Below are 11,179 nucleotides of genomic sequence, written 5' to 3' on the forward strand. Positions count from 1 at the left end.
CTATCCCGGGTCCAGTATCCGAGATCCATTTCTCGCTAGCCGACATCGAGCCGCAGGAGATCTTCCTCCGTCTCGCGCCGGACGATCTCGCGCGCCCGTCCGTCACCCACGGCGACGACGGGCGGACGGAGTGCGTGGTTGTAGTTGCTCGCCATCGAGCGGCAGTACGCGCCGGTGGCCGGGACGGCGATCAGATCGCCCGGCGCCAGATCGGCGGGCAGGAAGGCGTCCCGTACGACGATGTCGCCGGACTCGCAGTGCTTGCCGACGACCCGGGAGAGCATCGGCTCGGCGGTGGAGGAGCGGGAGACCAGCGCCACCGAGTACTCCGCGTCGTAGAGCGCGGTACGGATGTTGTCGGACATCCCGCCGTCGACGCTGACGTACGTCCGCAGCGCCGGCAGCTCCTTGACCGTGCCCACCTCGTAGAGGGTGAAGGTGGTCGGCCCGACGATCGCCCGCCCCGGCTCGACCGACAGCCGCGGCACCGCGAGTCCGGCCGTCTCGCACTCCCGGTGGACGATGTCACGCAGCGCCTTGGCGATCTCCTGCGGCTCGCGGGGGTCGTCCTCCGAGGTGTACGCGATGCCGAGACCGCCGCCGAGGTCGATCTCGGGCAGCTCGACGCCGTGCTCGTCCCGGATCTCCTTCAGCAGCCCCACGACCCGGTGCGCCGCGACCTCGAACCCGGAGGTGTCGAAGATCTGCGACCCGATGTGCGAGTGGATCCCGATCAGCTCCAGCCCGTCCAGCTTGAGCGCCCGCCGCACGGCCTCGGCGGCCAGCCCGCCCGCGAGCGGAATGCCGAACTTCTGGTCCTCGTGGGCGGTCGCGATGAACTCGTGCGTATGCGCCTCGACGCCGACGGTGACCCGGATCTGCACCCGCTGCCGCGTGCCGAGCCGCTGGGCGATGTGCGCGACCCGCGCGATCTCCTGGAACGAGTCGAGCACGATCCGCCCGACGCCCGCGCCCACGGCCCGCTCGATCTCGGCGGTGGTCTTGTTGTTCCCGTGCAGCGCGATCCGCTCGGCGGGCATCCCGGCGGCGAGCGCGGTGGCCAGTTCCCCGCCGGAGCACACGTCGAGGTTGAGCCCCTCCTCGTTCAGCCAGCGCACGATGGCGCGGGAGAGGAACGCCTTCCCGGCGTAGAAGACGTCGGCGTCCTCCCCGAACGCCTCCCGCCAGGCCCGGCAGCGCGCCCGGAAGTCGGCCTCGTCGAGGAAGTAGCCAGGGGTCCCGAACTCCTCGGCCAGCGTCTTGACGTCGATCCCGCCGACGGTCGCGACACCATCGGCGTTCCGGCTGACCGTACGGGACCACACCCGCGGGTCGAGCTGATTGAGGTCGGTGGGCGGCGCGGCGTAGTGCCCCTCGGGGAGGACATCGGCGTGACGGGGCCCGGCGGGGTGGGCGGAACGGCTCATGCTGGCTTCGCTGTCTCTCTCACGGTGTTACAGATGTCGGGGTGCGCTGATGCCGAGCAGGTGCAGGCCGCCGGCGAGCACCGCCCCGACGGCCTCGGCGAGGGCCAGCCGGGAACGGTGGACGGCCGGGGGTTTGCGCTCGCCGGAGGACAGCGGCGGACAGACGTCGTGGAACCGGTCGCGGGCCGGGTCCCGGAACAGATCGCCGAGCAGATCCTGGAACGGGAAGAAGGCGTCGGCGGTGGCGACGAGATGCCGGGCGAGCCGATCGGGCGCCCGGTGCCGGGCGGCGGCCTCGAGGGTACGGGGATGGTCGCCGAGGAGAGCGAGAAGGGCGGCCTCGGCAGGGTGGTCGTAGACGCCGGGAGCGGACGTGAGGCCGAGCCGACGGGCGTTCCTCATCAGGCCACGGACCCGGGCATGGGCGTACCTGACCCGGAAGAGGGGGTTGTCCTCGCGCTGGGAGAGGAGCCGGGCGGGGGCGGTATCGGGCAGATCGTGCGCCGCGGGCCGGAGCAGCGCCCAGCGGGCGGCGTCGGGCCCGAGACGGGTGAGGAGATCCCGGCCGGAGAGCGGGGAGGGCCGGACGACCGGCCCGTCCCCCGCAACGACGGCTCCCCCGCAGGCGGCGACGAGCCCGCGCACCACATGAGCGACGAGCGCGGCACGCACCTCGTCACCGGTCCCGACCGGAACGCGGACCCCCGCGAGCGCGTCACCACGCCCGTAATCCGGTCCCTGGGAGAGAACGGCCTGGACGAGCTGGGTGTGGGAGGCGGCCTCGAGGGTGATGTTGAGGAACCCGGGCGCGGCGACGTCGACGCGGGCGATCCCGGGCGTACGGACGAGCCGCCGCCGCAGGACCTCGGCGATGACGAGCGCGTCACCGCGAGCCCTGGCCAGCTGCAGAGCGACGTTGGTGGCGTAATCCCCACACCCGGGCCGAGGCGGGGTCCGCACCGTCACCCGCTCCGGCACGGCAACGCACAGCTCGTCGTCCTCAACGGCACGACGCACGGTGTGCAGCACAGTGCGGGAGAGCTGGGCGGGAGTCACGGGACAAGCGTATGGGAGGAGGGGGGTGCACAAGCGAACCGGTTTCGCCCTTCGGACGGGGGCGGGGGGGCGTGGGGGGACGGGGAGAGCGTGGGGGCGCACCCGCCCAGGGGGGCACGGGGACGTCCGCCCATGGGGACATCCGCCCACGGGGACACGGGGGCACGGGGGCACAGGGGCAGGCACCCACGGGGACATCCGCCCATGGGGACACCGGGGCACAGGGGCAGGCACCCACGGGGACACGGGGGCGCCCGCCCACGGGTGGATCACACGGGGAAGGCCGACCCGTGAGCGGAGGACTCGGGACCGACCCGGAAGACGAGGCCGGAAGCCGAGACCCGGAGCCGCGACCCGGGACCGGACCAGGAGCCGAAACCCGGACCGGGCCGGGGGAGGAACCCCGGGACCGGACCGGGAGCCGAGGCCCAGGACCGACCCGGGAGCCGAGACCCAGGACCGACCCGAGAAACAAGACCACCGACCGGCGCGAGAGCCGAGACATGGACGGAAACCAAGCCCGCCCCACGACCGAACGGGAAGCGCGGCCCGGGAGGGCCGACCGGGCCGGGGCCCACCACTACCCGGTGGGCCCCACAACCGGCTCGGCATCACCAGGCGCGGCCGCACCGGCCGCCCCCTGCCGCATCAGCCTCCGCACGAGCTCGACGAGATCGACGGGCTCGAAGGGTTTCGCGAGGAAGGCATCGACGCCCAACGCCTTCCCGCTGTCCATCTCGTACTGCGTACACGCGCTGATGATCGCGACGGGCACATGACACATTCGAGCATCAGCACGCAACCTTGATGCCGTATGCAGCCCATCGAGTCTGGGCATCACGACATCGAGAGTGATCACATCGGGCCGCACCTGGTGAACGATCTCCAGGCACTCGGCACCATCGGCCGCGGTCACGACCTCGAAGCCCTCCAGCTCGAGGTTGACCCTGATCAGCTGCCGGATGACCTTGTTGTCGTCGACGACAAGGACCCGGCCGGACAAGCCAGGCACATCCTGAAGAGTAGGCGCGCGGCCAGGGTCGCGTCCGGGTTTTCCCTACTTCCGCCACGTGCGAGGGACCTTTCCCCGAGACTCCTGCGCCCCGACCTCCACATGCGGTATACACCCCTCCGCTCCCGTCTCCCTCCCCGCCCTCCGCACCCGCTTCCGCACCCGCGTCCGCCTCCGCCCCTCCCCCGACCGCCGGCTCCGATAAGCGTTCATGACCACCCCGCTCGAGCTGGTAGGGTTCTACCCGTCGCCGCAAACAGCAGCGACAAGCCCCCGTAGCTCAGGGGATAGAGCAACGGCCTCCGGAGCCGTGTGCGCAGGTTCGAATCCTGCCGGGGGCACCTCACAGAAGGTGCCAGTAAGACCCCGTCACCAGCGGAGACGCTGAGGCCGGGGTCTTCGTGTATCTGCAGCCGTATGCGGCCCGAAGCGGCCTATGCCGGGGCTGTGGATGAGGCGGGGACGGGATCTTGGAGCATCCCCGCAGGTGATGAGCCTGATCCGAGTCGAGCACACCTGCTCCTCGCTATCGTCGTTCTGGCCTGTAGGCCCGCCGCTGCGGGGACGCCAGGCTGGCGGCGGGAGCTGTCGAGGCCGCCACCAGTCGTCGGATCTACTGCGGGTCACCTTGCGACATGACCTCGGCGTCGAGGTACAGCCTGGCTTCGACCGCTCTCGCATGCGGGGTCTCGCTGTCCTCGGCAGTGAGCGAAGAAGCCTTGAACGCCAACTCGACTCAGAGCAGAGCCGAGCCAGCCGGTCCGCATAACGCGGAGAGCCAGACACCGAGGCCCCTGGGCAAGACGCTCACGGGCCCCGGAATGATCAGGCCTTGTCACTCGTACTCGTGGAGCAGGTCCTCGATGCGGCGGTTGGCGACGTTCTGCCGACCGTCGAGGCACTTCGCGTACCGGGTCAGCAGGACCTCAACGCTGTTGCCAGCGCGCTCGGCAACCTCGGTGGGATCAACCCGGCGTTGACCCACGTCGACAACGCCGGGTGTCGAAGGTCGTACGGCCTACTCGCGAGCGGCGAGGCCGCGCCGGCCGGCGGAAGCGCCAAGAGACGAGCCTCCTGCCACACGCGGTAGTAGGTCGGGGACGGGACAGCCGAACCCTTCTCGCTGAACAAGAGCCACCCGTCCTCCGCCGTGTCGGCGGTCACGTAATTCCCCAGGGGCTGTGGTCACGTAATTGCCCAAGTGGCGGCCCGCCATGAAGCCGCTCGCTGGGAAACCGATTGCCCCTTTGTGGTCGGCTCCGCATCCTGCTGGAATGCGCTTCTCCATCAATATCCCCAACTTCGGTGACTTCGCCGATCCCCATAACGTCGCGACCGTGGCGGGCGCCGCTGAACAGGCAGGCTGGGACGGGCTCTTCGTCTGGGACCACGTACTGCACCGACAGCATCAGAGGCGTCCCTTTGGAGACCCCTGGATGCTGTTGACCGCGGCCGCGCTGGCGACCTCCCGGATCCGACTGGGCACCCTGCTGACGCCGGTCCCCCGTTACCGTCCGCAGCAACTCGCCCGCCAAGTGGCCACCCTGGACCACCTCAGCGGCGGCCGCGTGATCTTCGCCGCCGGCCTGGGCGGTCCGATCGAGGACGAATACCGCAGCTTCGGCGACGCCGCCGAGCCGCGCCTTCTCGCCGAGCGGCTGGACGAGGGACTGGAGCTGTTGAGGCTCTTCTGGTCCGGCGAGCCAGTGAACCATCACGGCCAGCACTACGAGGTTCGGGACGTGACGCTGCTGCCCGCCACCCTGCAGCGGCCCGGTCCGCCGGTGTGGATCGGCGGGTTCTGGCCGCGCCGCCCGCCCATGCGGCGGGCAGCGCGGTGGGACGGCGCGGTGCCGCTGTTCGAGACGGCCCGGCATGGTCATGTGCCGGATGCGGCGGAGGTACGGGATCTGGTCGGGTATGTCCGCAAGCACCGTGCGGCCGAGGCCGGGCGCCCCTTCGAGTTCGTGCTCGGCGGTGCCACGCCGCCGGACGTGGCCAAGGCCAGGGATGTGATCGGTCCGCTGCACGACGCCGGCGCCACCTGGTGGGATGAGCGACAGGTCCAGACCGGCCCTGACCTGGACCGCCTGGCCCCAGTACTGCGCCGCGTCGAGGCAGGGCCGCCGGTGGTCTGACTAGGGGCGCCAAATGGCCCCGTCAACGGTACGGGGCGCGTGGCTCGGGAATCCGGCTGGCCCCGTCCGATGCGGCGACCGCCGCCAGTCCTTCGGGCCGTCGCAGCAGCCGCGCGTGAGCGGCAGGGTGTCCCGCCCGTCACCGCGGCCATGGGATTTCCGCCCTGGCGTACGCGTCGGGGAGAATGCCGGGACGATGACGTCACCAGCTTCCGGGCCGCGCGGCAGCGAGCATGCGCCGTTCATCCATCTGACCGTGCCGAACGCGGCCTTGTACCGTCAGGTGATGCGTGCGTTCCTCGCGGCCAAGGAGCGGTTCGCGGTGCATCTGCGGCCCGAGGACGTGCACGCCGCGCTGCCCCCGGAGCACCGGCCGTCCGAGCTGGAGGCGGTGGTGAAGGCGCTGGACAGCCTCGTGGAGTGGGGCAACCTGCGGGCGGATCCGGACACCTCCCGGGTCACCGCGGTCGAGGACTTCTACCGCAAGCGGTTCATCTACCAGCTCACACAGGCCGGGGAGGCCGCCGAGCAGGCGTTGTCGGTGTACGACGAGGCGCTGGGGCGGCGCGGGGCGCTGCAGGCGGTGGCGCTGCACGACATCGTCACGCAGTTGCGGGCCCTTCTGGTGATCGCGGCCGAGCGGGAGGAGGGCGGGCCGGACGCGGCGAAGGCGCATCTGGCGCTGTCGGCGCTGACGGGCCGGTTCGAGGCGCTGGCGGAGAACGCGCGGGCGTTCATGGGGTCGCTGCAGCGCACCATGGATCTGCACGGTGTGGAGGTCGAGGTGTTCCTCGCCTACAAGGACCGGCTGATCCAGTACCTGGAGCGGTTCATCCAGGACCTGATCACGCTGGGCGGGCGGATCGCGGTGCTCATCGGCGAGCTGGAGCGGGACGGCCGGGCCGGGGTGCTGCTGCGGCTGGCGGCGGCCCGGGAGGCGGCCGATGCCGCGCCCGAGGAGGCCGCGAGCGCCGAGGAACAGGCGTATGAGCGGTGGACGGCGAAGTGGGCGGGGCTCACCGCCTGGTTCGTCTCCGCGGACGGCCGGGAGTCGCAGGCCCGGCTGCTGCGCGGGCGGGCCCTCGGGGCGATCCCGCAACTCCTCGCGGTGGTCAGGCAGTTGAACGAGCGGCGGGCCGGGCGTTCGGACCGGTCCGCGGACTTCCGCACCCTGGCCCGCTGGTTCGCCGAGGCCCCGGACGACGAGGCGCGGCACCGGCTGTGGCGTGCCGCCTTCGGTCTGTACTCCGCGCGTCATCTGACCGTGGACGCCGATACGCTGGCCGAGCGCACGGCCCGCCCGGTGCCCGCGTCCACGCCGTGGGCCGAGGCCGAGCCGTTGCGGATCAGCCCGCAACTGCGCCGTACCGGCAGCTACGAACGCCGTGGGCGGGCCCGCCGGGTGCAGGACCGCTCCGAGCAGCGGCACCGGCTCGCCGAGATAGCCGCCCGGCAGGCGGAGGAGATCGCCGCCGCCCGTGCCCGGCTCGCGACGGACGGCGCCATTCGGCTGTCCGCGCTGGGAGAACTCGACCCGGTGGCCTTCACGCTGTTCCTGCAGCTGCTCGGCGATGCCCTGGCCACCTGGCGGCCCGGCGTGACGAGCACGGTGGCGACCAGCAACGACGGGTCGATGGAGATCCGGCTGACGGCCCTCGCCGACGGCACGACGGCCGGCATCCGCACGCCGGGCGGGACCTTCCGCGGCCCCGACCACCTGGTCGAGATCACCGACCTCACCCGGCCCGGCCGCGCGGGACAGCCACGCACCGGCCGGGACGATTGAGGGGGAGCGATGACCACGCCGCTGGGCGAGGTGCTGGACGGCCGGCGAACGGCCGAGGTGCACAAGGCGGCCCGGACCCTGTTGAAGGAGCCGCTGTTGCTGGCGCAGGGCCCGCACGCGGACGAGTTCCGGCTGGTGCGGCAGCACGCTACGGAGCTGCGCGACTGGTTCGACCGCAACACCGGCTGGTCGCTGCGGGTGGACCCGGAGGCCGCGCGGCTGGCCCGGACGCCCGGCACCTTGGCCGATCCCACCCATCCGGCGCGCGAGGCGTCCCGGGGCCGCGCCGCGTTCACCCGCCGCCGGTACGTACTGCTGTGTCTGGCGCTGGCCGCGCTGGAGCGGGGTGAGGCGCAGATCGCCCTCGGCCGTCTGGCCGAGCAGGTGGTGCTCGACGCCGCCGATCCCCATCTGGCCGCCGCCGGGGTGGAGTTCACCATGGAACGCCGCGACGAACGCCTGGACCTGGCGGCGGTGGTGCGGCTGCTGCTGCGCCATGGGGTGCTGCGGCGGGTGGCCGGTGAGGAGGAGGCGTACGTCAGCGGTAGCGGCGACGTGCTCTACGACGTGCGGCGGCGCGTCCTGGCCGGGCTGCTGGCCGCCCGCCGGGGCCCGTCGACGATCACCGCCGAGGACTTCGAGGACCGGCTGGCCGAGCTGACCGCCGAGAGCGCGCTGGACAGCGACGAGCTCCGCTTCCGCGCGATCCGCCAGCGGCTGACCCGCAGGCTGCTGGACGACCCGGTGCTGTACTACGAGGAGCTGACCGACGAGGAACTCGCCTATCTGACCCGCCAGCGCGCCTTCCTCACCGCCCGTATCACCGAACTGACCGGCCTGGTTCCCGAGGTGCGGGCCGAGGGCATCGCCATGGTCGACCCGCACGACGATCTGACCGACGTGCGGATGCCGGAGCAGGGCACGCACGGGCACATCACGCTGCTGCTCGCCGAACGCCTGGCGGCCATGGGCGGCGAGGTGAGCCGCGCCGACCTCGAACGCACGGTTCGGGAGCTGGCCGCCGAACACGGGGCGTTCTGGTCCAAGAGCGCCAAGCAGCCCGGCGCGGAGGCGGAGCTGGTCGGCCGGGCGCTGGAGAGGCTCACCGCGCTCGGTCTGGTCGCCGCCACCCCGAAGGGCGTCGTCCCGCTGCCCGCGCTCGCGCGGTACGCGGTCGGCGAGACCGTCGTGACGGAGCCGGGACGGGCATCCTCCCGCACACCCCGTGCTCCTCGTACACCCCGTGCTCCCCGCACACCCCGCGCCCCCGAGCGAAAGGCACCGCAGTCGTGACCGCCCTGCCCGACCCCGCACCCGGCCGGTGGCAGCCGCTGCGCATCGGCCTGGTCGATCTCTTCTACTACGACACGGAGGAGTTCTGGTTCCGCGACGGCCGCCTGCTGCTGCGCGGCAACAACGGCACCGGCAAGTCCAAGGTGCTCGCCCTGACCCTGCCCTTCCTCCTGGACGGCGACCTGTCCGCCCGCCGGGTGGAACCCGACGCCGACCCGGGCAAGCGCATGGAGTGGAACCTGCTGCTCGGCGGCCGGCACCCGCATCCAGAGCGGCTCGGCTACACCTGGATCGAGTTCGGCCGCCGCGACCAGGACTCGGGCCGGGCGCACTTCCGCACGCTGCTGTGCGGGCTGAAGGCGGTGGCCGGCCGCGGTATCGCCCGCCACTGGTTCGCCGTCACCGACCAGCGCGTCGGCGAGGAACTGGCCCTGCTCGACGCCACCGGCACCGCGCTGTCGCGGGATCGCCTGGCCGAGGCCGTCGCCGGCCGCGGCATGGTCCACGACCAGGCGAAGGCGTACCGCAGGGCGGTCGACGAGGCGCTGTTCGGGCTCGGCGAGCGGCGCTACGCCGCCCTGGTCGACCTGCTCATCCAGCTGCGCCAGCCCCAGCTGTCCAAGCGCCCGAACGAGACGGCGCTGTCCCGCGCGCTCACCGAGGCGCTGCCGCCCATGGACCAGGCGGTGATCGCCGATGTGGCCGAGGCGTTCCGCTCCCTGGACGAGGAGAAGGAGGAGCTGCGAGCGGCCAGTGAGGCCGAGCGGGCCGCCTCCGCCTTCCTCGACCACTACCGCCGCTACGCCCGCGTGGCCACCCGTCGCCGGGCCCGGCTGCCGCGCAGCGAGCACGCCCGCTACGAACAGCTGCACCGTGACCTGTCCCAGGCGCGGACCGAGCGGGAAGAGGCCGAGCGGCAACGGGCGGAGGCCGCGGAGCGGATCACCCGGCTGGAGGAGACGGCCGCGCGGCTGGCGGCCCAGGACGCCGCGCTGCGGGCGGGGCCGGAGATGCGCAGCGCCCGGGAGCTGGAGCAGGCAGCGGCCGACGCACGGCGCACGGCCGGCGAGCGGAACGTCGCGGAGGCGGACCGGGACCAGGCCGCCCAGGCGAACTCCCGCGCGCTCTCCCGCCTGAGCAGCGCCGAAGGGCGGCTGGCAGCGGCCGGGCAGCGGGTCGAGAGCACGCTGCGCCAGGCACGGGAGACCGCCCGAGCGGCCCGGCTCGACGACGTGCTGGACGTGCTGGGGCCCCACGACACCGTCCCGGAGACGGTCCCCGAGACGGTCCCGGAGGCGGTCCCCGAGACAGTCCCGGAGGCGGAACTGCGCCACGCGGCCGAGGAGTCGGTGGCACGCCGGAGGCGCACCCTCGACCACGTGGAGGAACTGGCCGCGGCGGCCGAGCAGGCCGCCGGCGAGCGGCGGGAGGCCGCCCGGCGCCTGGACGAGGCCCAGACCGAGGCCGCGCACACCGCCGAACGCCAGGCCCAGGCGGAGGCGTCCGCCGCACGGGCGGGCCAGGAGCTGGTGGGGGCCGTACGCGAACACTTCGGCCGGTGCACGGAACTGGTCCTGCCCGACCCGACGGGGCTCCTGGACGCTCTGCACGACTGGAGCACGCATCTGCACGGCCCCAGCCCCGCCCGGGAGCAGGCCGCGGCGGCCCACCGCGGGCAGGCCGCGGACCTGGCCGACCGGGCCGCCGCGCTCGGCCAGCGGCTGGCCGAGCTGGCCGAGCGGCGCGCCGCGGCGAGCAGGGAGCTGGCGGAGCTGGAGGCCGGTGGCCAGCAGGGACCGCAGCCACCCCACACCCGTACCCCGGGCCTGCGCGACCGGACTCCCGGGGCGCCGCTGTGGCGGCTGGTCGACTTCCACGACCACGTCACTCCGGACGAACGGGCGGGGCTGGAGGCCGCGCTGGAGGCGTCCGGGCTGCTGGACGCGTGGGTGTGCCCGGACGGCACCCTGCTGGAGGCGAGCGGGCACGACGTACTGCTGTCCCCGCCGCCTTCGCACGCGCCGCGGGCCGGCGCGGCGCTCGGCGACGCGCTGCGGCCCGCCGTCGACCACGGCGATCCCCGGGCCACGCAGGTCGGCGAACCGGCCGTGTCCGCGCTCCTGGCGGCCATCGGTCTCGGGGACACCGGCGCGACCGGCACCTGGGTGGCGGTGGACGGCCACTTCCGCGTCGGCGCGCTGACCGGCAGCTGGTCGAAGGAAGCGGCCGGGTACGTGGGCGAGGGCGCTCGCGAGGAAGCACGCCGCGCCCGGATCGCCACCCTGCGCGGCGAACTGGACGCCCTGGCCGACAGCACGGCACGCCGTGAAGCCGAACGCGCCGCGGTGGCCGCGCGCCGGCGCACCCTGGACGCCGAACTGGCCGCCGTCCCCGACGACGCCCCCCTGCGCCACGCCCACGCGGTGGCCGCCGCGGCGGCGGACGCCGCCCACCGGGCCCGCACCCG

At 73.2% G+C, this 11,179-nt stretch carries 7 protein-coding genes, 1 tRNA gene and 1 pseudogene; 5 read left to right on the plus strand and 4 right to left on the minus strand.

The annotated features are described in order from the left end of the window. Window positions 1-35: 35 nt before the first annotated feature. From lysA to AXW62_RS25340, 3 genes are all read right to left on the minus strand, one after another. Complete coding sequence (gene lysA / locus AXW62_RS25330) at window positions 36-1,427, minus strand: diaminopimelate decarboxylase (RefSeq protein ID WP_060946530.1); 1,392 nt, start codon at window positions 1,425-1,427, stop codon at window positions 36-38. Between the two features lie 27 nt (window positions 1,428-1,454). Continuing rightward, a complete protein-coding gene (gene nrtL, locus AXW62_RS25335) occupies window positions 1,455-2,483 on the minus strand; it encodes an ArgS-related anticodon-binding protein NrtL (RefSeq protein ID WP_060946531.1) in 1,029 nt (342 codons plus the stop codon). Between the two features lie 580 nt (window positions 2,484-3,063). Continuing rightward, complete coding sequence (locus AXW62_RS25340) at window positions 3,064-3,495, minus strand: response regulator (protein WP_236258591.1); 432 nt, start codon at window positions 3,493-3,495, stop codon at window positions 3,064-3,066. A gap of 269 nt (window positions 3,496-3,764) precedes the next feature. On the opposite strand from AXW62_RS25340, the gene AXW62_RS25345 reads away from it, so the two are divergent. Next, a tRNA-Arg gene (locus tag AXW62_RS25345) sits at window positions 3,765-3,836 on the plus strand. A 494-nt stretch (window positions 3,837-4,330) separates the two neighbouring features. Here AXW62_RS25345 and AXW62_RS25350 read toward each other — a convergent pair. After that, window positions 4,331-4,656 (minus strand): annotated as a pseudogene (locus AXW62_RS25350) (tyrosine-type recombinase/integrase); the annotation flags it as partial. 113 nt (window positions 4,657-4,769) lie between these two features. On the opposite strand from AXW62_RS25350, the gene AXW62_RS25355 reads away from it, so the two are divergent. From AXW62_RS25355 to AXW62_RS25370, 4 genes are all read left to right on the plus strand, one after another. Continuing rightward, a complete protein-coding gene (locus AXW62_RS25355) occupies window positions 4,770-5,633 on the plus strand; it encodes an LLM class flavin-dependent oxidoreductase (RefSeq protein WP_060946533.1) in 864 nt (287 codons plus the stop codon). Window positions 5,634-5,919: 286 nt separating this feature from the next. Then, window positions 5,920-7,419 carry a TIGR02677 family protein gene (locus AXW62_RS25360; protein ID WP_244503064.1) on the plus strand — a complete coding sequence of 500 codons (1,500 nt, stop codon included), beginning with the start codon at window positions 5,920-5,922 and terminating at the stop codon, window positions 7,417-7,419. Between the two features lie 9 nt (window positions 7,420-7,428). Next, window positions 7,429-8,712 (plus strand): TIGR02678 family protein, encoded by a 1,284-nt coding sequence (locus AXW62_RS25365; protein ID WP_060946535.1) that lies wholly within the window; start codon window positions 7,429-7,431, stop codon window positions 8,710-8,712. Further along, window positions 8,709-11,179 (plus strand): TIGR02680 family protein (locus AXW62_RS25370; protein WP_063817654.1); only part of this gene is annotated, 2,471 nt, incomplete at its 3' end. The genes AXW62_RS25365 and AXW62_RS25370, both read left to right, overlap by 4 nt.

The organism is Streptomyces hygroscopicus subsp. hygroscopicus (genome assembly GCF_001553455.1).
GTDB classification, from domain to species: domain Bacteria; phylum Actinomycetota; class Actinomycetes; order Streptomycetales; family Streptomycetaceae; genus Streptomyces; species Streptomyces hygroscopicus.